Origin of the sequence: Shewanella sp. VB17, from assembly GCF_013248905.1 — a bacterium.
Taxonomy (GTDB): domain Bacteria; phylum Pseudomonadota; class Gammaproteobacteria; order Enterobacterales; family Shewanellaceae; genus Shewanella.
Map to the genome: position 1 here is coordinate 3,878,429 of NZ_JABRVS010000001.1, position 21,551 is coordinate 3,899,979.

The window sequence follows — 21,551 nt, forward strand, 5'->3', positions numbered from 1 at the left end:
AAATAATTTCTGTTAGCTTATCACCATTGATGCCAAAAGCTTATATCAAAGATAAAATGTCCCGTATCAAACAAAAAAGCCGCTTATAATAGCGGCTTTTTCTGGGGAGTACAGCTCAGTTTATACCGAAATGCGATTAACCTTAATTTTGAGGGCGATCACTGTTATCACGAGTAAGATACTGCAAGTCGCAAAACCGGCAATAACAGACTCGGTAAATCCAAGCACTGTGTAACCCACTAAACTAATAACAGCCACAATTAACGCATAAGGCAACTGAGTTACCACATGGTCAATATGATGGCAATTGGCTCCGGTAGACGATAAAATAGTGGTGTCAGAGATAGGCGAACAATGATCGCCAAACACAGCACCAGCTAATACAGCTGCCAGCATAGGTAACATCATATTAGTATGTGTTCCCATCGCCATATCTGCAGCGATGGGTAACATTATCCCAAATGTGCCCCAACTTGTTCCCGTTGAAAATGCCGTCAAACCAGCCAACATAAATAGTACCGCAGGAAGCAAAGCAAAAGGAATATTCCCTGTCGCTAAGCTCGCCATATACTTACCTGTTTCAAGTTGGCCAATCACACTTGCAATCGTCCAAGCAAATAACAAGATATAAATAGCGGGTAACATTGAGCGTGCCCCCTCAATAATCCCTTTCGCCATGTATGACTTATTTAGCCCTTGGCTTACCACTAACACCAAAGTTGATACCAAACCTACCGCAGCACCAAAGAATAAAGATGAAGCCACATCGGTATTTTCAAATGCACCAAGAAGGCTAAACGCTAAACCTTTAGCCTTAAGAGCATCACCGCCACTGCTGACCATAAAGTAAAAAGTAGCTGCTACCAGTACAGTGATAGGCAGAAACAACCCTAAAATTTTACCATTGTCAGCTTCAGGAAGATCTGAATTTGCCCCTGGTGGTAAACCTTTGGATTCATCATATAAGATACCTTTTTGCGCATTCAACTCATGTGTACGCATAGGGCCTATATCCAACCCTAGAAAAGCAACACATAGGAGTAATAATAGTGCGAATATCGCATAAAAGTTCATCGGGATCATCTGAATAAACACACTTAAATGACCTGAATCAGTAAATCCATGTGCTGTTAAAATCCCACCAATTAAGGCAATAATATATGCGCCCCAACTCGAAACCGGTGAAATAACACACACTGGCGCAGCGGTTGAATCAAGTAAATAAGCTAACTTACTACGAGAAATGTAATACCTATCCGTTAAAGGCCTCGCCACACTACCAACAACCAAACTGTTAAAGTAATCATCGATAAATACCACACAGCCTAAGAACATAGTTAATAATTTAGCATCACGCTTATTACGAATTTTTGTGCGTGCCCAGTCCGCAAAGGCTTTAGCTGAGCCACTGACAGTTATAAGTGCCGTGATCATCCCCAACAACACCAAAAAGCCTATTAGATAAAGGTTCCAACTGTTGAGACTACCATCATCCCAAAATAACCCCGCGATTTTTTCGGCTAAATACTGGCCTGAATTAATCACTGAAAAATCTGAAATCAATGTAGCACCAATAATAATACCAACCCCTAAAGAGAGCAGTACACGACGAGTAATAATTGCTAATAAAATTGCCACTACAGGAGGAAGCAATGAAAGTGCCGAATCGGCGTAACTTAAAGTTGTCATTTATATTTTTCTTCGTTTAAGTACGGAATGGAGAGCAACTGAACTGGTGGGATAATTAATATATATCGGGTACACCTATCGTATCAGTAGCGCTCCATAGTAATACCATATGTTAAAAGGTATAAAATCTTCTTGCCCTAAAAGACAAGAAATACTATGGCAGTGCTGCACCTATTCGATGTCAGCCCCAGCAGTAAACCGTGATGTGTATTACTACTTCGGCATTAAATCCTTTCATGATAGATAAACGGGCTCCCCCTACTATCACTACTGATATTTAATGCTCCTCTACATTCTCAGGACGTCATCTAACCTTGTTCCAAACGACGCGAAGGCCATAAAACCATAAACGGCTTTGGAGATCCTACCCCAAAGCTACTTGTTGTGATCTAAGTCACACTAATTCGAGTAAATTAAACCTTACTCAACTTAAGTTCAACACTAATGCGACACCTAAAACGGATTTAAACCAATTCAACCAGCTGGGGGACCACTTCAAACAGATCAGCCACTAGACCATAATCCGCAACTTGAAAAATAGGGGCTTCTGGATCTTTGTTAATCGCAACGATCACCTTAGAATTCTTCATTCCGGCAAGGTGCTGAATCGCACCAGAGATCCCAACAGCAATATAAAGATCTGGCGCCACTATTTTCCCCGTTTGGCCTACTTGAAGATCATTAGGCACAAAGCCGGCATCAACAGCGGCACGAGACGCACCCAACGCACCCCCAAGTTTATCAGCAAGCTGCTCTAAAATTGTAAAGTTTTCAGCACAGCCTAATCCACGACCACCAGAGACAATTATGGATGCAGCACCAAGATCTGGACGCACAGATTGAGTCAAACTTTGAGAAATAAAGGTTGATTGAGATTCAAAAATATTATCGATCGTAACCCTCGCCGCTGAGCCATCATTACTCACTTCATCAAAAGCACTACTACGTACTGTCATCACCTTCTTATCATCTAAGCTCTGCACCGTCGCCAACGCATTCCCCGCATAAATGGGTCTAACAAACGTATCTGTACTAACAACTTCAATCACTTCTGAAATTTGAGCCACATCTAATAACACCGACACCCTCGGCAATGTATCTTTACCATGACTGGAAGCCGCTGCGAGTATATGATCATAATCAGATGCAATGCTGACAATAAGCTCAGCAACATTATCTGCCATATGGCTAGCATAGGTAATATTATCAGCAACCAGTACTGTACTGACACCAGACAGTTTTTGAGTCGCTTCGACGACATTTCCGCACTCATACCCAACCACCAAGACATGGATATCATCACCAATCGCTTGAGCACAGGCAACGACTTTAGCCGTATCCAGTTTTAGATCACTATTATCATGTTCTGCTAACACTAAAATTGCCATTAAATCACCTTCGCTTCGTTTTTCAATTTTTCCACTAACTCAGCCACTGAATTCACCATAACACCTGATTGACGCTCAGATGGAGGTGACACTTTCAGAATACGTTGATGCAATTTCAAGCTAACACCTAAACTGTCAACAGACATAGTCTCTAACGGCTTACGTTTCGCTTTCATTATGTTAGGTAACTTAGCATAGCGAGGCTCATTTAAACGTAAATCAACAGTGACAACAGCAGGAAGTGGTAAGCTAAGACTCTGTAAGCCACCATCTATTTCACGAGTAACAGTAAGCACTTCACCTTCAAGTTTCACCTCTGATGCAAATGTGGCCTGAGGCATCTTTCCTAATGCTGCTAACATTTGACCTGTTTGATTGTTATCACCGTCAATAGATTGCTTACCAAGTAAAATGAGCTGGGCTTGCTCTTTTTTTTGTACACAATGGAGTAACTTAGCAATAGACAAGGGAACGAGCTCCTCATCAACTTCAACATGAATACCTCGATCGGCCCCCAGTGCCATAGCCGTCCGTAACTGCTCTTGTGCCGCTTTGGGCCCAATCGTGACCACCACGACCTCTGAAGCAACTCCCGCTTCCTTTAAACGAACGGCTTCCTCTACAGCAATCTCACAAAAAGGGTTAATTGCCATCTTCGAGTTTGCGGTATCGACACCTGTATTGTCAGCATTTACTCTAACTTTTACATTTGCATCGACGACGCGCTTAACGGGCACCAATACTTTCATAGGGCTTCCTCTTACGTCATATTTTAGCGGAGTGCATATAGGCCATTACCTATAAGTAAGTAGGCCTACTGTACTTGCTGTTAACGTTAACGTCAACAAGCTTTCAAACGCTCGTTTGCATAAAAAACGATAACCAAGGCAAAAATAAAGATTTTTATTGCTCAAAAACAATAAAAAATACTTATTTTTGATTTTTATTTGTATATTGGGCAATTAATATCAAATATTATTTGATCCTTGTTGTATAAATTCCTATCATTAGCTATCTAATATATTTTTTACCTCACTTCTATTAATTGGACCAATATTATTATGAATGATTTTCTTGAAATACTAACTCACGGTCGTCGTTTTAAAGCGGCAGTAAAAGAATTATCTATCGATGATTTAAATGAACTATCAGGCAAACTTGAAAAAATTATCACAGAGAGAGAATCTCAAGCTGAAGTAGAAACTGCAGCGATGGCAGAGCGTAATGCTAAAATTGATGAAATCCGTAAGCAAATGCAAGCAGTTGGCTTATCAATTGATGATTTAGGTTCTACTACTATTAAAGCAGCACCTAAAAAGCGCGACCCACGCCCAGCGAAATATACAATAGCAGCACCAAACGGTGAAGCTATTACTTGGACTGGTCAAGGTCGTATGCCAACAGTGTTTAAAAACGAACTAGATAAAGGGCGCACTATGGATGACTTCCTTATCTAAATACTATTATTTTAGATAGTGATTAAAACCGGCATATGCCGGTTTTTTTATAACCTAAAACAACAAAATAAGACCCATTACTAACATTAATAGCACCTTAACAAGGTAAAGCTATAACACTTAATCACAGGTAGATAAAATAACCTCCAAAATAAAACATATAAAAAAATTTTCGATAAAAAATTTAAATCTATAAAAACACAAATAAGAGCCGCAACATACTGATAACATTAAAAAATAATATATGTGCGTTGGTTTAACCTTAACTGTGATAATTCAATAATAAGATACAATCACTACAGCGTATAATCAAAAAAATGACCACTGTTATAATAAATAATAAAGTAATAACATCATCAATACGCTATCGACTTAAAAAAGTCCACTCTGTAAAATTCATCATTATTTAGCTATAGATTATGCTAATGAATTGATTTTTTTATATTTAAGAAGTAAATTATTACTTCTTATCAAAAAAAATAATACACATAAAAAATGCAAAAAATAGCACTATTCATAAATTAAAAAGCAATTTAACGTCATTGAAATCAATAAAAATACATGAAAAAAGCTATAAGTGGTGGCGTAATGTACAGTCAAGTAACCTCAATGAAATAATCTATGCTCTTATCTCAAATTAACACCGACATTGATAAGAACATACTAAGATACGACACACTACTAACTAATAGTTAACGGCTGATGAAACATAAACCATTATCGCCCTCAATCCACACCCGCTCATCTGCCACCAATTAACATAACAATAAATGCAAATGACCCCTATAGCATACAATAAAGAACTGCTACCATACTTAACTTTCTAAAACAATGTTAAAAACCAGTTTCACTGCTGTTTCTTTTTCAATCGACAAACACAATACATCAAACGTTATATCATCACTAAAAGTGACTCTTATGAAGAGATATAAGGACTATAGGCAAAAACCAATGCCAATATAATAAAAGCAGATCAAAATAATCAACAACAACCTCTTTATCAAAAGCATCTAAAGCGATAGAATCTCATGCACATGACACTACAAAAAACGTTAGTGACGACTATATTGTCTCTAGTGCTATATGCCTAAACATAAATGCCTGATTGTTAACCTTCGATCTAAAAATGGGTCAGCATCTATAATTTAGGATCGAAAATGATATTTACAGGCCTAAATGATGAAAAAAACCTTAACACCTATCCTTCTTTTACTCCTAAATGGTTGTGCAAACGGGTATACATTTAACAGTAACCTCAATGCAGAAGCTATCGATGAATATTTCAAAGTATCTGATGTCATTGTCTATGAAGATAGTCTACCTAACAGCAACTTTGAACCTAAAGGACTCGTTGAAGGAGAATCTTGTCAAATAGGAGTAAATGATGCGCCTGCAACGATAGTAGAAGCTCGTACACTCGCCAGACGTTCAGCTGCTGATAAAGGCGCTAATGGCCTTATTATCAAAACCTGCTTTGTATCAAAAGAACAAACACAAGACTGCGTAACGAGTGCCCTTTGCATTGGGCAAGCCATTAACCTTGCTAGCTCAGATATCCACTAACCTAATTTTAAGAAGCTAAATACAGATGACATTAACCAGTCAGCTTCAGGCTGTTGGCATATGCCGCACGCCATATAAGCAAAAGTTCGGGATCCCAAGACAGCCAGGTCTCGTCACTGCGGCCCGAGGCTTTGTCGAACTTCAGCCACCATTTAATCAAATCGATGCGGTTAGAGGATTAGAGCAATACTCACACATATGGCTACTTTTTAGTTTTCATGAAAATTTATCTCAAGGTTGGAAGACCACCGTGAGACCTCCTCGTCTTGGTGGAAACATAAAAATGGGCGTCTTTGCTACACGTTCGACCTTCAGGCCTAATGGCATTGGTCAGTCGGTGGTAAAATTGCATCAGATCAATCACAAAAATGGGATTGTCTCACTTGAGATCTCCGGCATGGATCTCCTCGATGGTACGCCCATTATTGACATTAAGCCTTACATTCCCTTTTCTGACGCCATTGAAGATGCACAAGGAGGCATCGCTCATGAAACACCAAGCCTAACTCAGGTCATATTTTCAAAGCATGCTCGCCAACAACTCATTGATCACCAAAAGCAAGCTCAATATCCAAGATTAGAAGCCCTAATCACAAGCGTACTAGCCCAAGATCCTCGACCCGCCTATAAGAAAGCTAAAAGCGATCCTAAAGAGTATCAAGTAGCACTGTATGACTTAGATATTATCTGGCATATCGAAGGAGACACAATTCAAGTGACAGAATTACGTTCAAGTTCAAAAGAATAAGGACAATTGACTCAATGCTAAAAATAAAAAATCTTGAGTAAATAACACTTAAAAAAATATTTAGCCAGAGGGAAGCTACTTTAAGGGTTATACACTTAAGAACCAGTTTACAGCTTGATTTTCATGGTATTGAACAAAGCTATCTTTACCATGACAATACACATCAATATCATTATTACATGTGCTGGCAAGCTCTATTTTTAAAGTTTGATACTCATGCATTATATCTGGGTGGGCTATCAAATAATCACGAAAGGCGAGATGTCTTTGTATGTGGCAATCTCCAACCATAAACCCATGAATTTGATGGGTTCGATGATCTCCACCCTTGCGATAATAGCGCCTCCCTTCAATGCCAAACTCCCCCATAGCTTCATAACCCATCTCTTCAAAAAAGCCAGATGCAGCATCTAGCTTTGTGAGAGAGTCCACTTCGATCATAATATCGATAATGGGTTTTGCAGCTAAACCTTTCACTGCTGTACTGCCTATATGGTGAACCTTACACACCATTTCACCCAATGTATTTAATAACGCGCACTTTTCCTCTTGATACAACTCAGCCCAACCTTGTTGATATTTTACCACATTAACTATCATAATTTTAACACCTTAATTTTGTTCGATCATAGTTAGAATAAATTTAAGACGTTCAGCAACAGAGGTTTTAGGTACCTCAACCAAGGTATAACCGAATTTTTGATAGGCGCTGACCATCTTGTCGTAAGTAGCAATAGCTTGCTTAAATTGCTGCTTACGCTCCGCATCATTTATAAAAATTTCTTCCCAAGGCGGAAAAATAAAAACTTGAGGATTATACCTAAGTGTTTTGCAGTCCATTACAAGTTGCTCTGGAATGACCAACTCTTCTAATCTCGAATAGCCATATGAATCAACAATTCCACGATCGAAGAACACTAGGCTCTTTGATCCTTGATAATAATCGAAAGTTAACATTTCAGCTTTCACCATTTCATCTCGAAACGCCACCTTATCTTCCCAAGGTAGTGCTGTGCCATGCTGGGTAACTTGCAACTGTATTATTTTTCGCCCGACCTCAGAGGCACATTGAAACCCCAAGTTAATTAGCTCATGTATCACACTCGTTTTTCCAGAGCCTGGGCCACCTGTAAATACCATGAAATTATTCAAAATAACCTCCTCTTCGTTGTAACTGTACCTCATTAGCTTTGAATCACACAATGGCATTTACATGATGAATAATGTTAACACTTAACCTTCAGCACTACGTTTGAATACATGTTGAGCAAAATAAATACAACAAAAACTAACGCAGCAATAAATATGCTGTAAATACACAGTCCGATTGTCATTGCTGCAAACAGGTCTGGCGCTTTCATCAACGTCGTCATCAATGAATCTTGATAATAAAAAAACCACTGATGATTATCAGGAAACACCACCTCATGAAACCAATAAAACACTCGAGTCGGACCAATGACAAATACACACACTAGACTAGCACCAATAGCGGCACTATAGACTGTGAACAAAATGTGTTTGTTGAACATAGGAAATGTTAAGGGCTGATGAAACATCAGTCCTCTAACGACGGGCAATAAAACAAGTACTAATAACACTACAATACAAAAAAATGATGCGTTATTTAATGTATCAATCAAATTGGCAACATCTTGTAGATGGATCACCTCGGCTTTGGTCAACAATGGCTGCGTATGGTAAGAAGTGTTAAAGGAAAGCTCGGTTAATCCAACGCCATGATGGTGAATGGCACTAACAATGTCAGAAAATAGCCGTACGTGCTCAGTTTTACCTAACTGTTCAAGTCCCAAAAAGTGCTTATTTTGCGGTCCAAACACATCTATGTGTTGCTCTATCTCAATCCAATCATAAAGGCTTGCATAATGAAAATCTTGTGATTTCATTACATGCCACGCAGCCCAAACTACGGCAATAAACACACATATACTCACGATAAACCAATAACAACTGACAGCTAATTGATTCATTTTTTTGGGCAAAAACATCATTATTTTTCATCCATTTTTTTGTGATTAAATGAAACTATCTCCAAACAACGTCACAATGCAGCGTTCAGCATTTCAACGTTATTGGATATCAATAAAGAACAAGCAGAAAATTAAGGTGAGAATATATCATAAAAAATAACTAAATTTGGATGAGGGCGACTTTATTGATGAACTGATACATCACTATCGCTTCCATGACACACACTAAGTCACCATCAATAGTTTCGAATCTGATTGGCTTAACCAAGCTCAAGCGTATTAAGTATAATGAAACATCATGAGGTTCTTCGAACGCAGCGACAATAAGTGATCAACAAAACCTCTCACAACAGTCAATGACTCTGTGTTGCGAAGGTTTGAATAATCATAACATTATAATCCACTTTGATTTTATTAAAGATGCAACAATAACTATCGAACCTATACTCAGAGTAAATTCTATTCACTGCTGTGCTCAGTAATCAAGGATTTTTGACTGTTATTAGCATTATTTTGGTACAGTTTGAGAAGCCATGAACTGGTTAGCTTGCTTTAAGTATTCCTCAAATTTTCCTTCTACTTTCATTTTTCGAAAAATATCTGCCAATCTAACCGTCAGCTCACTATGACGTTGATGTAGGTAACCATAAATATGAATTTTTTCTAATGTCGTGATCATTTTAATTTTTTTATCCGCAAATTCAGGCGTGTTTAATACATCATTGGTTATTCTATCAGCTGCTATGTAAAGATCGATTCGACCTCTACCTAATTTATGCAATGAATCAATCGGGGCTGAAGAATCATTGATATTGTCAGGATACTTGGATTGTGAAAGCCGTTTAGGCACCAGGTAATTTCCGCGATAATAGTCGATTTTATACTGACTACTGACGACATCCTGCCAAGATTTGATCTCGATTAATGGATTAGATGCAAATACGCCAATATGAGTAGTACTTATGGGTTCTTCTATCCGAATAAGATTCGGATGTCCTAACCCATAATGCTCAACTCGTAGCGCTTCACCATCGAGTACCCCTGAATCTGTCATCCGACTTGCACGAACAACAGGCAGAACTATATAGCTAAAATTTATATTGATGCGTAAAAAAGCATCAGTATAAATTAATTCAGCCCATTTCATATTTACATTGCTATCAGGATCAGCAGGAAATGCGAGCTTGATACTTTGATTGTTCGCTCCTTGTACTATTAAGCTAAACATGCTCAACGCACCAATGAAAACAATGCTTTTCAAGGTTAAGAATACATAATGTGAAGGCTTACACCATACAGTCACAACACGTGTAGTCGTACACTGGCAAATGGATATTAATACACCTAACATAAAAATATATCCTGAATTTATTCTTTAACCATCACACTTATTAAACTCTTCTGCAGCTTTCTCATAAACCGTACAAAAATCATCGCTCCCATTCGATGCTTTAATTTGCTTATCATCATATAATGCATTAATAACTTTCGATTTAGTCACTGTCACTCGTTTATTTTTACAAGATGAAACTGCCATTTCGCCACATTCTTGTGCACTACTTGCCTCTTTAAATTTAGAACAGCTTTGTTTACCTTTACACTTTTTATAACTGATCTTCTCTTTATCTGGACACGATGTACGAGTGTACTGAATTTCACAAGCACCAGCGAAAGCAAATTCAGTGAACATAAAAGTAAATATAGCCATAAATAGACAAATAAATTGAAGTTTCATACCAAAAATCCTCTTATTGTAAGTCGTGGGTTAGTTAAGTTTTAAAACGATTTAGCAGCGCACGCTGTGCCTCTGCCATTTCAGCAAGTTGTTGGCTCGCTTCTTGGTTTTCACGTGCTCGCACCGCCGTTTGCTCTGTAATATCATTGATATCATTGACGCTCGTTAATTGTGATTGGGCTGCAATGGTTTGCTGCTCTGATGCTGAAGCTATCTGTTGACTCATGTCACGAATAGACTGAATACTTTCAACGATATTATGCAGCATATCTTTTACTTTGTTACTTCCAACGACACAGTTTTGTGAAGCATCTTGTGATTCTTTCATGCTATCAACTGACCGTCCGGCTCCTTCAACTAAATGTTCAATAGCAGACTGGATCTCCTGAGTCGAATCTTGTGTTCGGCTTGCCAATGACCGGACTTCATCAGCGACAACGGCAAAGCCCCTTCCTTGCTCACCGGCACGAGCAGCTTCTATCGCTGCATTTAATGCAAGTAAGTTAGTTTGTTCTGCAATCCCTTTAATCTCAGATAATACTGAACTAATATTCATCGTATCATCGTTCAAACTTTGTATAACCTTCGCTGACTCTTCAATTGTATTACCTAACTGAATAATACTCTCGGTATTTTCCAGCAACACAGATTCACCTTGTTTTGCTTGCATATTAACCTGTTCAACTTGAGATAAGGTGACATTAACACTCTGAGATACTGACGATACAGTTTCAGTCATTTGTGAAATCGAGCTACTCATCGCTTCCATTTGCTGCTGCTGTTGATTGGCACTAGCAAAGCTCATATCTGCAATGGTACTGGTTTCTTCAGCTGTACTGGCCAATAAATGGGAATTATTTGCAATTTCCTGTAATGCATTACGAAGACTATTTAATAACTGTTGCATACAATCAGCCATATCCCCTAATTCATCTTTGCGCTTATTGTCAAACTGGACCGTCATGTCACCGGTTGCTGCGATCTTTAATTTCTCAACCACTTGTTTAAGGGGATAGCAAATTGAGCGTGTCACCAAAAATGACATCACTAAAGAGAGAATAACGATAAGTAATACCAAAATAATTAACGTCAATTGGCTGTCTGCCACAATGCCTGAAGCACTTTGCTTTACACCATCTGTGTAGACCTCTATTTTGTGATTCAGCTCTATAAGTAACGTTTGCATTGTATTAGCTTGAGTCGCGGACAATTCAAACTCTTTTTTTACTTTAGAAAAGCTTTTAAGATTATTAATCTTTGACTTAATCGCACTATTATCTCCACTTAATGCCCCTTTAAACTGCTGGATATTGTCAACCATCGCAATTAACTCATCACTTCCTTTAAGTTCATAAGATGATTGCAACGTTGTTAACAGCGTAGATATGTCTTTTAGACTAGTTTCCACCTCTTTACTTAGACCCATAATTTCAAAGGCCAAATTTGACTTAAGCGCCTGATTTGCAGTCCCTACCGTCACTTCAATTAACTCAACAAATCGAGCTATATCATCAACCGTTTGCTGATCTTCAGCCATGCTTTCTAAATCATAGGCAAAACTTAAACTTTCATCACCCATGTCACCAAATTCACGCGTCAATTTAGCCGTTATTTCTATTTGCTTAAGAACATTTAATAATTGTTCAATGCCTTTATTAGCAATACCGTATAGCTGTGCATTGGCCTTTTCAACTTGTGTGAATAGCTCAACAAACTCAGGTAAAGTATTAAGTTGATTACCTAAATTAATAATACTCGTTTGATTAACTGCTTGCACTTCAGTAAAACGTTCTGACAATAACATCGCTTCACTAAGCTTATCTGCTGTTATTAATTGCTTTAATACAAGCTCACTGGTCAATACACTTTTTGATAAGTTTGCAGCAGAAATAAGAATTGGCACACTTTGGGAGGATAATTTATCGATACCAGTATTGATATTATTAACACTGGTACGTGCAACAAGAAACAGCACGATAGAAAGCAATAATGAAATGGCGAATCCGCTATAAATCCTAGTTGTCACAGTCATATTACTACATCAATTTAAATGAGCCTCTATTAGCTATAGCAAATTATGCCGTGAATGCGAGAAAACGACTAAAAAAATAACAATATCGACTTAGGTATCCTCTGTTTTTATTCTACTGATTAGTCACTCCCGTGAGCGCGATAAAATAGTAATTCACCGTCTATGTTCCCTATCGAAAGCCGCTCAAGCACACTAAAACCATGTTGACTAAAAAGTTGAACGTCACGTTGTGCACAAGTAAAGACTCCCATCCCATCTAACTCAGGTTGTTCGTCACACCAACTCAGGGCCGCTTCAACCAATTTGCCCCCAAACCCCTTACCTTGCTCACAGGGAGACACGGCAATAAATTGTAATACACCACATCGAGGGCTGGGTAAATGCTCTAATAAGCAAGTCTCTTTTTTAATCAAGGATTGGGTAGATTGCCAACCAGTACTGAGCAACATTTTTAATCGCCAATGCCAATATCTAGCCCCTCCTAACGGTACTTGCTGTGTCACAATACACACAAGCCCCACCATTCTATCTGAGTCAAACAGCCCTATTAGTGCTTGTTCTTGTTGCCATAACTCGTTGAGTTCCTCACGTATAGCTCCTCTTAGTTTTTGCTCATATATTGCCATATCACCAGTGTGCAATAAATCCACAAAAAAAGGATCGTCATGATAGGCATTATAAAGTATTGAGGCTGCAACTCGTAAATCTTCAGCGGTTAAATATACAGCTCGATATGTCTCTAGTGATCCATTCTCATCTTTAATCATTTGTTGTTAACCTATTACCTCAAAAATAATGAGTGATTAATGTACCAAGTCAAAGTGATAGTGCAAATGTTAATCGCATAATGCTTTTAAAATAAACACTTTGTTGTAGTTTGATCCATACTTGTACTAATCATTTATCTTAGCGACACATTGATACCTAATTTAAGGAGCAGTCAATGGATACGACACCTCAAGATCTCAGCCATTTATTTGAGCAGTTAGGCATAGATAACAGTGCACCTAATATCGATAAATTTATTGGTGATCATAAAATTCCCAACAATGTACTTCTTTGTCAGGCTGATTTTTGGAATGAATCCCAAAAAAGTTTTTTAAAAGAGGCTATAGAGGAAGACGCACAATGGTCTGAAGTGATAGATCATTTAGATACCTTAATCAGAAAATAGTATCTCTACATTAGAGACTAGAAAGCAAATCAGTATTTATCATCCATACCATCTTACTTATCACATCATTTCATCAAATTTGTTTTCACTATGACGTTCTATTTCTTTATGATAGTTAACCTGAGATCGGGTTAAGCAGCGCCGCTTAATATCGCTATTTTGGCCCCTATCTTTGTTGTGCTTTCTAGTAATAGCCAGCTATTACGTACGAAATCCCGCCTTGATATCGACAAAGATTTCGGCATTAAGCAAGCGGGTGGGTAAATAATAACCAGGTTAAATTTAACCTGTTGATTTTAAGTAAAAAATTAAATATATCTGACACTCGTTATCCCGAGTTCAGGTTAGTTAATCTCGTTAAACGCAAATAGCAGATCAACAGGCTAATACCCTATTATGGTCTGTTTTATATATGAACCATTTAAACCAGATAATTGAGATAGAAACCATCATGAGTCCTTTAGAAAGCGTATTAGCAGCAGCAAAATCTATCGCGAACACAGGGAAAAAACCTAGCTTAGCGTTAATCAAAACAAAGTTAGGCATTAATATTCCAATGCCAATACTTATTCAAGGTTTACAGCAGTTTAAATCTATGTCTCAAGATTCTATAACGCAAATCCAAACACTCGATACTTGTTTATCCGATACAAAGCATCCTACACCATTATCTGAAATCGACGTATTAGCACTAGAAATAAAACAACTAAAAATGTTATATCAGCAACTTCATAACAGAACATCTCAGTTAGAAGCCGACTATAAGGCGCTAAAATAATGCATGTTATTGAACTAAGATTTGAATGTTTTGACGACACGACTATCACATCAGCAGAAAAAGCGATAAATGGTTTGCTCGAAGCTTATAGGGCCAATGGGCAAGTGTTGGGGAGAGAGTTCGCTATTGCCTTTAATGATGGCGATTTCAAAGTTCGACTCTTAATGCCAGAAAAAAGCAGTTTAGCTAAACGTTTCAATAGCCCTTGGGTCAACGCCGCATTCGATGCATTAACCCATGCTAAATTGCTTGCTCCACGAGAGAAGTATATTGGCCAAGATATCAATTCAGAAAGTAGCAATACTGAAAAGCCCAGTTGGCAACTGATCTACACCAGTTACGTGCACATGTGCTCACCGGTTCGAAATGGTGACACTTTACAGCCCATCCCACTTTATCAACTACCAGCAACCTTTAATGGCGACCATAAGCGTGTAATTAGATGGCAAACTGAATGGCAAGCTTGCGATGAGCTGCAGATGGCTGCAGGTACTAAAGCCGAATTTGCCGCTTTAGAAGAGCTCACTTCAACCAACAATGATCTTTTTCGCCGTGGTTGGGACATCAGAGGCAGAATTGAATTTCAAACTAAAATCCCAACTTACTACTACCTTTATCGTGTCGGTGGTGACAGCTTAGCAACAGAAAAAAAACGTCCTTGCCCTCGATGTAACAATAAAAACTGGTTATTAGATGAACCTTTACTGGATATGTTTCACTTTCGCTGTGATCCATGCCGTATAGTGTCAAATATTTCATGGGACCATCTATAAATGGCTCACAATCTGCAATCTAAAAGCGTTAACTAACTCTATTTTTCCTTAAGGTTCAGCCACATTAATTTAATTCTCTGCCAGATCCCTGGGTGATCTAATTCAGGCATCGATTCTTCTATGTGTAACTCAGGCGGCGCCACTCTCGGCGTCAAAACCTCAATAAATGCGCCCAATGAATCGGTCAGCTTCTCACTGGGTGTTTCACCTGGGATCTCAATCCACACGCTACCATCACTATTATCAACGGTGAGCATTTTATCACCATCGCCTAATACACCAATAAACCAGGTTGGCGCTTGCTTAAGTTTTTTCTTCATCATCAGATGACCGATGATATTTTGCTGCAAATAATCGAAGTCAGTCTCATTCCATACTTGTAATAATTCTCCAGCACCCCATTTTGATTCAAACAATAAAGGAGCTGAAAAATATCGGCAAAAAAGACCATTAATATCTGCATGTAGCTTAATATCTAATGCTGTATTCACATTATCAAAAGACACACTATCCTCTCTGTTAATCGGATGCCAGTAAACTGCTGTTTCAGTTCCCTCACCATGATCATCAAGAAACTCACCTTCAATACAAGGAGAATCCTCACCTTGGGGATAATACCGAGGAGACTCTCCTAATTTATCTAAGTAAGCTTGGTGGTATCTATTCAAAAAATGATCTAATGCAGGTAGAGAAGACACTTAATAGTTATCCAAAATTAGGTATAATAGTTGGCTATTTTGCCATGGAAAAAACATTGATGACACAAGTTCATGATCACTATCGCGATGCACAGGCTCTTTCTGAACTGACATTAGGAAAGTCAACAGGTTACCAATCTGAATATAATGCCTCTTTGCTGCAAGGCGTTCCTCGTCAACTCAACCGTGATGCCATCGGCCTCAGTACAGATTTACCCTTTCATGGCACTGATATCTGGACAGGTTACGAACTCTCTTGGCTTAATGCCAAAGGCAAGCCAATGGTCGCTATCGCTGATTTTTTTCTCCGTTTTGATAGTGATAATTTAATCGAGTCTAAGTCTTTTAAACTTTACCTCAATAGCTTCAATCAAACCAAGTTTGACACTGTAGAGCAAGTTCAATCAACCTTAGCCAATGATCTCAGCCGCTGCGCTAATGGTGAGGTAGTAGTCAACGTTATCGAGCCTAAGCAATTCACCAGCCAAAGCATTATTGAACTGCCAGGTACCTGTATTGATGATCTCGACATTGAAATTAACGATTACCACTTTAATCCCGATCACCTACTAAACAGCAGCGATAAGACAGTCATCGTCAATGAGACGTTAAATTCTAACTTGTTAAAATCTAATTGTTTGATCACCTCTCAACCCGATTGGGGCAGCGTGATGATCCACTATCACGGCCCCAAAATAGACCAAGAAAAGCTGCTGCGTTATCTTATTTCATTTCGCCAACATAACGAATTTCACGAACAATGTGTCGAGCGTATCTTCGTTGACATCAAACGTTTATGTCACAGTGCCAAGCTCACCGTTTACGCCCGTTACACACGTCGCGGCGGCCTAGATATTAACCCCTACCGCAGCGACTTTGAGCAACCAACAGAGAATCACAGACTCGCAAGGCAGTAATGGATAATAGCAGGGTCCTGTATACAAAACGAAGCAAGTTTCACCTAACTGGTTAGCTGCCAAGATTAGGCTTCGCTCCTAATAAATAGACATAAAGAGTAAGTCATCATATTCATCACAAAAAAAATAAGCTAACCTATTAAATTTAGTTAACTTCAAGGAATTATTAAATCCTTGAAGTTAACAAGTTTTATTTATACTTAAAGAAACAAAAATATATAGCTACAGTGTATTTAATTTGGCCAACATACTCTGCAAACTTAACGTCTCTGTCACTAAGGTAACCTTGTCAACATTGGATACACTTAAGGCAAAACGATATTGTTCATCCAATTTAGCAAGATAAACCCACCAATTTTTAGCCTCATGAATACTCATATCTTGATGATGAAAGTTCAAGTCAATATGTTCAAATGAACGACATTTTTTTACTTTATCTCCACTGTCTTTTAGTAAGAGAGTGGTTTCAATCATCTGACTAAAATCAAAACTAAAGGATTTAAGCGATAGGGCTAGCCCTAAACCTTTGGCTTTTATGTAAGACTCTTTCAGAGCCCAAAGATCGAAGAAACGCCCTCGCTGGCAAGATCCAGGTAATGCCAAAAGCGCATCAGTTTCAACTTGGGTAAAGTAATGCTTTAAAATAGGGTAGATATTCGTGCTCTCCCTACTGCGCTCAATGTCCACGCCCAGCTCAATGCAAGCATCATCAATCATTGATGCTTGATGAACATTGATTAACGCCACCACCAGCCAGTCACCACTGTGGCTAATATTAAACTTAATTCCTGTGCGGGCACTCAATTCGCTTGTTAATTCAGGCTTACCTTTCTCACCGTATTCAAAGCGCCAATCCTGCGGTACGATCTTTAGATCGACCGCACTACATAAAGATAAAATACCTCTAAGGTAGCCACGAACCATTAACCCTTTATCACGATCTTTTGCTTGAAGGTAACGAGACACTTTTTTCAGTTCATCTTCAGTTAACCACTCTCTGATAAACGCTGCTTGCTCTAGCGTCATTTCATTTATATTTAAAGGGCAAAAATAAACCATAACTTCTGTAGTGGGAGATGCTTGAAATGAGGTAAGCAAATGGGCTCCATTGAGATTCAATACCGATAAAATAAGATAGTAGCAGAGTTAAAGATAAGATAAATAGGCAATATTAATTGCTACTGCTAATCTCTTGCGGTTAATAATGAGATAAAAAAGCCACCGCTTTGTTGATGGCTTTACTTTTATCGATATCAATACTAATCAATACTAAAGGTGAAGCTCATGCACCTTGAATAGGTTACAGCAGCTTCATTTCCTGAATGATTTCATGGGCAATCTCTGGAGTCGTGCTCACGGGTTTTTCATGCATGTCTGCTTTTAATTGACCTTTACGGTGCTTAAGTGCTGCATCGAGTTTCTTCGCTGCTGACGCAATAGCTGGGAACATGATCTCATGTGTTCCTGAAGCTGAAATTCGGCTACCTTCATAATTTGTACGTAATTCAACTTGGTGCTCACCGTGTTCTTTTGAAATCGTCACATCTAGCGAGATTAACGTTGGGAAGTGAGTGGCTATTTTAGAAAACTTGTCGTTCACATGCTCTTTAACTGAATGGCTAACATCAACGTGGTGACCTGAAAGATTTATTTTCATAGGTTTTCCTTTTAAAAATGACTTCAGTAATAGAAATTGGGACTCATACGGGGAAACACAAGGGATGTGTAAAATAAACTTATTCAGTTACTTTTCCGCGCACTTAATTACATTTAACCCTTTACTATCAAATTTTTATAATTGCGTATCGATTTCAGAAATAAATTACAATGTCATTTAAAGCTATATTATCAATACTATAACTTACTTTCATGGTATATAGCAGCAAAAAATATGCTGTGCGATGGACCATTCAGCTCGCTAACTAATACTTACTCCTCATATGTCACAAAAGCAAGACTTTGAGAGATTCAATGTCAAACATTAAGATAAAACTAAACTAATCGTCATAAAAACGAACAAAGTGTGACATTTTTACTCATCTATAAAAATTATTGTAAAACACTTAATAAGCATAAACTAAGATCCTACGATTTGGTCTAAAACTCTCATAAAAAAGACCCCACTACATGAAGCCGATCACTTAACATAACGAGCATATTTGAGATCCAATCGACACCTTTACAAATTAAATCTAAATAGAAATAGTTCTCATTAATGGATATTCATGTAAAATCATTATATTATGCTTAACCGATATATGTTAAGCGCAATTCATTAGGACCAAAACCGTGGTATTAACTCATATAAAGTGGCGCAAATACGTTACAACATCGGGTGTTGATATTTTATCTCGCTCACTAGCCGCTATCATCGGAGGCTATTTTGTCGCAGCAACAGCTTGTGGACTTCTCTCTATCGCATTACCACTTCCTACAGCAGAAAGTGTGCTTAGCGCAATGATGTTATCATTTATATTCTATGTGGCCGCAGCGTTGTGGTCTTTTAGTGTCAAAAAAAGTGGGCAAGCATGGCGTGATCTCTTATCTACAAGCGCTATTTTTTATATTGCCATCTTAGTCATAGGTTAAGTTATGAAAGAAACATTTTTTCGCACCATGACTTGGTTGCATACTTGGGTCGGTTTACTCGTATGTTGGGTTTTATTATTAGTTTTTTTTGCTGGCACGGTGAGCTATTATCGCCACGAAATCTCACTATGGACCCAACCAGAACTACATAAAGACGTATTTCAACACTACCAAACAGAAAAAATCAACGAACAACTCGTAACAGGACAAGGTTATTTATCCACCCATGCTACTGGTGCTAAAGATTGGCGAATTAACTTACCTACTGAACGAAAACCTTACTTAACTTATGGCTGGCAAACACAGCCTAAACCAGACCAAAGTTATGGCCAATTTATTGAGCATGTCATCAAAATTCAGGATCTAGGGGTTGTCACTGATATTCGTGATTCCCGTGGGGGCGATTTCTTCTATCGTTTACATTTCGATCTTCATTATTTACCCACTAATATCGCCCGTTGGATAGTGGGGTTTTGTACTATGTTTATGCTATTGGCTCTTATCAGTGGCATAGTGATCCATAAACGTATATTTAAAGATTTCTTTAAATTCAGACGTAGCAAAACCAGTCGTTCTTGGCTCGATGCTCATAACATTAGTTCTGTATTAGCCCTCCCCTATCACTTAATGATCACCTACACCGGCCTTATTACCTTAATGGTTATGTATATGCCTTGGGGGGTAATGACAGCCTATGATGGCGATGTGAGTGCATTTCGTACTGAAGTAAAACCGCGCATTGAGCAAGTTGAAGCTATTGGAGTCCACGATGAGATGGTTGAACTGAGTACATTATTAGCGCAGGTCACATTACTTTGGGGAGAGTCACCAATTAAGCAAGTGGTTATTACTCATCCCTATGATAAAAATAGCCGTGTCACCTTCTATCAAGATACCCAACAAACTGTTACTGATAAGCGGGTTTCTTTAGTTTTCAATGGCATTACAGGTAAATTAATCAGTAAAGCTTCTCCTTCATCAGCAGTTCATACCACTCATGATACGTTAATGTCGCTACATACCGCCAGATTCTCAGAGCCTGTACTCAGAGCTTTTTTCTTTCTATGCGGTATAATGGGCTGTGCGATGATCGCAACAGGCACCCTTTTGTGGGCGGTAAAAATCCGTCAAAAACAACAAATAAATATTAAAAAAGGCATGGCTGCAAGCCTAAGTTTACGACTCGTGGAAGGATTGAACCTGACGTTTATCACTGGACTGCCATTGGCAACCTGCAGTTTTTTTTACGCAAATAGAATACTTCCAACAGACATGATAAATCGAGCACAATGGGAAGCAAACAGCTTTTTTATTGCATTAGTCCTCGTCGCCATATTAGCCTGTATTAATCGAACACTAACAAGCTGGCGGTTAGTATTGCGTATAACATCAATAGGCTTAATCGGTATACCACTGCTTAATGCACTGACATCAAGCAGCCATCTAATCAATAATATTCTCACCCATCAATGGACCTTAGTCGGATTCGATATCATGTGTGCTGTAATAGGAGGAGCACTTTGGCTTACTTCCAACACCCTAAAAAATAATGCCATAGCGAAAGTGGTGAGTCACACTAACAAAAAAATGAGTAACACTTTGATCGCTGACTTATCACCGAGCGACAGATAAGCCTATATCTGTAATATAAAAGAGAGTCTAAATGATTATTTCAAACAGCGTAGTCCTCAGCTTGTTAAGTTTCAGCTACCTTGCATTAGGATGCATGGCTCTGGCGATGTTTTCTCACTTTCGCGACTCCTTTAAGCGTTCTCCCACTCAAATAATAAGCCGAGGATTACATTGGCTGGGCTGGGCAATCCTAACCATAAGCTACGGCATAGCCATCAACAATCAAGGGGTTTCTTATGGCAGTATTATGTTTACAGGCATTATATCGCTTGCAGGACTCTTGGTTATTTTAACGGCTACCTACTTGCCTCGATACCTGCCGTATTTTATGACAGGTTTAACGTCATTGGGATTAACTTTAATGTTTATTAACTAACCTGTATTCCC

23 protein-coding genes and 1 riboswitch are annotated in these 21,551 nt (G+C 38.5%); of the genes, 10 read left to right on the plus strand and 13 right to left on the minus strand.

The window, feature by feature from the left end; genetic code table 11:
• Nucleotides 1-120: 120 nt before the first annotated feature.
• The 3 genes from HQQ94_RS16705 to HQQ94_RS16715 all read right to left on the minus strand — a co-directional run bounded on the left by HQQ94_RS16705 (nt 121) and on the right by HQQ94_RS16715 (nt 3,826).
• Nucleotides 121-1,689, minus strand: coding sequence for a Na+/H+ antiporter NhaC family protein (locus HQQ94_RS16705; protein ID WP_173295474.1), 1,569 nt, complete (start codon nt 1,687-1,689; stop codon nt 121-123).
• A 79-nt stretch (nt 1,690-1,768) separates the two neighbouring features.
• A riboswitch (Lysine riboswitch) is annotated at nt 1,769-1,988 on the minus strand.
• Nucleotides 1,989-2,153: 165 nt separating this feature from the next.
• Nucleotides 2,154-3,077, minus strand: coding sequence for an electron transfer flavoprotein subunit alpha/FixB family protein (locus tag HQQ94_RS16710; RefSeq protein ID WP_173295475.1), 924 nt, complete (start codon nt 3,075-3,077; stop codon nt 2,154-2,156).
• Entirely contained in the window at nt 3,077-3,826 is a 750-nt protein-coding gene (locus HQQ94_RS16715; RefSeq protein ID WP_173295476.1) for an electron transfer flavoprotein subunit beta/FixA family protein, read from the minus strand. Before HQQ94_RS16715 ends, HQQ94_RS16710 begins: the two co-directional genes overlap by 1 nt.
• A 312-nt stretch (nt 3,827-4,138) precedes the next feature.
• Between HQQ94_RS16715 and HQQ94_RS16720 the strand changes: the two genes are divergently transcribed.
• The 3 genes from HQQ94_RS16720 to tsaA all read left to right on the plus strand — a co-directional run bounded on the left by HQQ94_RS16720 (nt 4,139) and on the right by tsaA (nt 6,845).
• On the plus strand, nt 4,139-4,534 hold the full coding sequence (locus tag HQQ94_RS16720) for an H-NS family nucleoid-associated regulatory protein (RefSeq protein ID WP_173295477.1): 396 nt from the start codon (nt 4,139-4,141) through the stop codon (nt 4,532-4,534).
• A 1,179-nt stretch (nt 4,535-5,713) separates the two neighbouring features.
• Nucleotides 5,714-6,097, plus strand: a complete 384-nt coding sequence (rcsF, locus tag HQQ94_RS16725) for an Rcs stress response system protein RcsF (RefSeq protein ID WP_173296685.1) — start codon at nt 5,714-5,716, stop codon at nt 6,095-6,097.
• A gap of 25 nt (nt 6,098-6,122) precedes the next feature.
• Nucleotides 6,123-6,845 carry a tRNA (N6-threonylcarbamoyladenosine(37)-N6)-methyltransferase TrmO gene (gene tsaA, locus HQQ94_RS16730; RefSeq protein ID WP_173295478.1) on the plus strand — a complete coding sequence of 241 codons (723 nt, stop codon included), beginning with the start codon at nt 6,123-6,125 and terminating at the stop codon, nt 6,843-6,845.
• 87 nt (nt 6,846-6,932) lie between these two features.
• Here the strand turns inward: tsaA and HQQ94_RS16735 are convergent, their stop codons facing one another.
• From HQQ94_RS16735 to HQQ94_RS16765, 7 genes are all read right to left on the minus strand, one after another.
• Complete coding sequence (locus HQQ94_RS16735) at nt 6,933-7,445, minus strand: GrpB family protein (protein ID WP_173295479.1); 513 nt, start codon at nt 7,443-7,445, stop codon at nt 6,933-6,935.
• Nucleotides 7,446-7,457: 12 nt separating this feature from the next.
• Nucleotides 7,458-7,997 (minus strand): AAA family ATPase, encoded by a 540-nt coding sequence (locus tag HQQ94_RS16740; RefSeq protein WP_173295480.1) that lies wholly within the window; start codon nt 7,995-7,997, stop codon nt 7,458-7,460.
• 74 nt (nt 7,998-8,071) lie between these two features.
• Complete coding sequence (locus HQQ94_RS16745; RefSeq protein WP_173295481.1) at nt 8,072-8,857, minus strand: DUF1461 domain-containing protein; 786 nt, start codon at nt 8,855-8,857, stop codon at nt 8,072-8,074.
• A gap of 487 nt (nt 8,858-9,344) precedes the next feature.
• Nucleotides 9,345-10,064 (minus strand): hypothetical protein, encoded by a 720-nt coding sequence (locus HQQ94_RS16750; RefSeq protein ID WP_173295482.1) that lies wholly within the window; start codon nt 10,062-10,064, stop codon nt 9,345-9,347.
• A gap of 147 nt (nt 10,065-10,211) precedes the next feature.
• The gene (locus HQQ94_RS16755) at nt 10,212-10,571 is read right to left on the minus strand and encodes a hypothetical protein (RefSeq protein ID WP_173295483.1); all 360 of its coding nucleotides are present in this window, start codon (nt 10,569-10,571) and stop codon (nt 10,212-10,214) included.
• 34 nt (nt 10,572-10,605) lie between these two features.
• A complete protein-coding gene (locus tag HQQ94_RS16760) occupies nt 10,606-12,603 on the minus strand; it encodes a methyl-accepting chemotaxis protein (RefSeq protein WP_173295484.1) in 1,998 nt (665 codons plus the stop codon).
• Between the two features lie 119 nt (nt 12,604-12,722).
• Nucleotides 12,723-13,370, minus strand: a complete 648-nt coding sequence (locus HQQ94_RS16765; RefSeq protein ID WP_173295485.1) for a GNAT family N-acetyltransferase — start codon at nt 13,368-13,370, stop codon at nt 12,723-12,725.
• A 176-nt stretch (nt 13,371-13,546) separates the two neighbouring features.
• Here HQQ94_RS16765 and HQQ94_RS16770 point away from each other — a divergent pair, with 176 nt between their 5' ends.
• The 3 genes from HQQ94_RS16770 to HQQ94_RS16780 all read left to right on the plus strand — a co-directional run bounded on the left by HQQ94_RS16770 (nt 13,547) and on the right by HQQ94_RS16780 (nt 15,328).
• Nucleotides 13,547-13,777 carry a DUF2789 domain-containing protein gene (locus HQQ94_RS16770; RefSeq protein ID WP_173295486.1) on the plus strand — a complete coding sequence of 77 codons (231 nt, stop codon included), beginning with the start codon at nt 13,547-13,549 and terminating at the stop codon, nt 13,775-13,777.
• Between the two features lie 451 nt (nt 13,778-14,228).
• Nucleotides 14,229-14,555, plus strand: a complete 327-nt coding sequence (locus HQQ94_RS16775) for a hypothetical protein (RefSeq protein ID WP_173295487.1) — start codon at nt 14,229-14,231, stop codon at nt 14,553-14,555.
• Nucleotides 14,555-15,328: a Zn-ribbon-containing protein gene (locus HQQ94_RS16780; protein WP_173295488.1), complete on the plus strand. Its 774-nt coding sequence runs from the start codon at nt 14,555-14,557 to the stop codon at nt 15,326-15,328. The genes HQQ94_RS16775 and HQQ94_RS16780 overlap by 1 nt, the downstream gene beginning before the upstream one ends.
• A gap of 38 nt (nt 15,329-15,366) precedes the next feature.
• Here HQQ94_RS16780 and syd read toward each other — a convergent pair whose 3' ends face one another.
• The gene (gene syd, locus HQQ94_RS16785; protein WP_173295489.1) at nt 15,367-16,026 is read right to left on the minus strand and encodes a SecY-interacting protein; all 660 of its coding nucleotides are present in this window, start codon (nt 16,024-16,026) and stop codon (nt 15,367-15,369) included.
• 59 nt (nt 16,027-16,085) lie between these two features.
• On the opposite strand from syd, the gene queF reads away from it, so the two are divergent.
• The gene (queF, locus tag HQQ94_RS16790) at nt 16,086-16,943 is read left to right on the plus strand and encodes an NADPH-dependent 7-cyano-7-deazaguanine reductase QueF (RefSeq protein ID WP_173295490.1); all 858 of its coding nucleotides are present in this window, start codon (nt 16,086-16,088) and stop codon (nt 16,941-16,943) included.
• 222 nt (nt 16,944-17,165) lie between these two features.
• On the opposite strand, the gene HQQ94_RS22900 is transcribed toward queF, so the two are convergent.
• A complete protein-coding gene (locus HQQ94_RS22900; RefSeq protein WP_302051855.1) occupies nt 17,166-18,041 on the minus strand; it encodes a 4'-phosphopantetheinyl transferase superfamily protein in 876 nt (291 codons plus the stop codon).
• A gap of 202 nt (nt 18,042-18,243) precedes the next feature.
• Nucleotides 18,244-18,600 carry a ribosome hibernation-promoting factor, HPF/YfiA family gene (gene hpf / locus HQQ94_RS16800; RefSeq protein ID WP_173295491.1) on the minus strand — a complete coding sequence of 119 codons (357 nt, stop codon included), beginning with the start codon at nt 18,598-18,600 and terminating at the stop codon, nt 18,244-18,246.
• Nucleotides 18,601-19,232: 632 nt separating this feature from the next.
• On the opposite strand from hpf, the gene HQQ94_RS16805 reads away from it, so the two are divergent.
• From HQQ94_RS16805 to HQQ94_RS16815, 3 genes are read left to right on the plus strand one after another with little or no spacing between them, the layout of a single operon-like run.
• Nucleotides 19,233-19,532, plus strand: a complete 300-nt coding sequence (locus HQQ94_RS16805) for a hypothetical protein (RefSeq protein WP_173295492.1) — start codon at nt 19,233-19,235, stop codon at nt 19,530-19,532.
• 3 nt (nt 19,533-19,535) lie between these two features.
• A complete protein-coding gene (locus HQQ94_RS16810) occupies nt 19,536-21,164 on the plus strand; it encodes a PepSY domain-containing protein (protein WP_173295493.1) in 1,629 nt (542 codons plus the stop codon).
• A 31-nt stretch (nt 21,165-21,195) separates the two neighbouring features.
• A complete protein-coding gene (locus HQQ94_RS16815) occupies nt 21,196-21,540 on the plus strand; it encodes a DUF3325 domain-containing protein (RefSeq protein ID WP_173295494.1) in 345 nt (114 codons plus the stop codon).
• Nucleotides 21,541-21,551 lie beyond the last annotated feature (11 nt).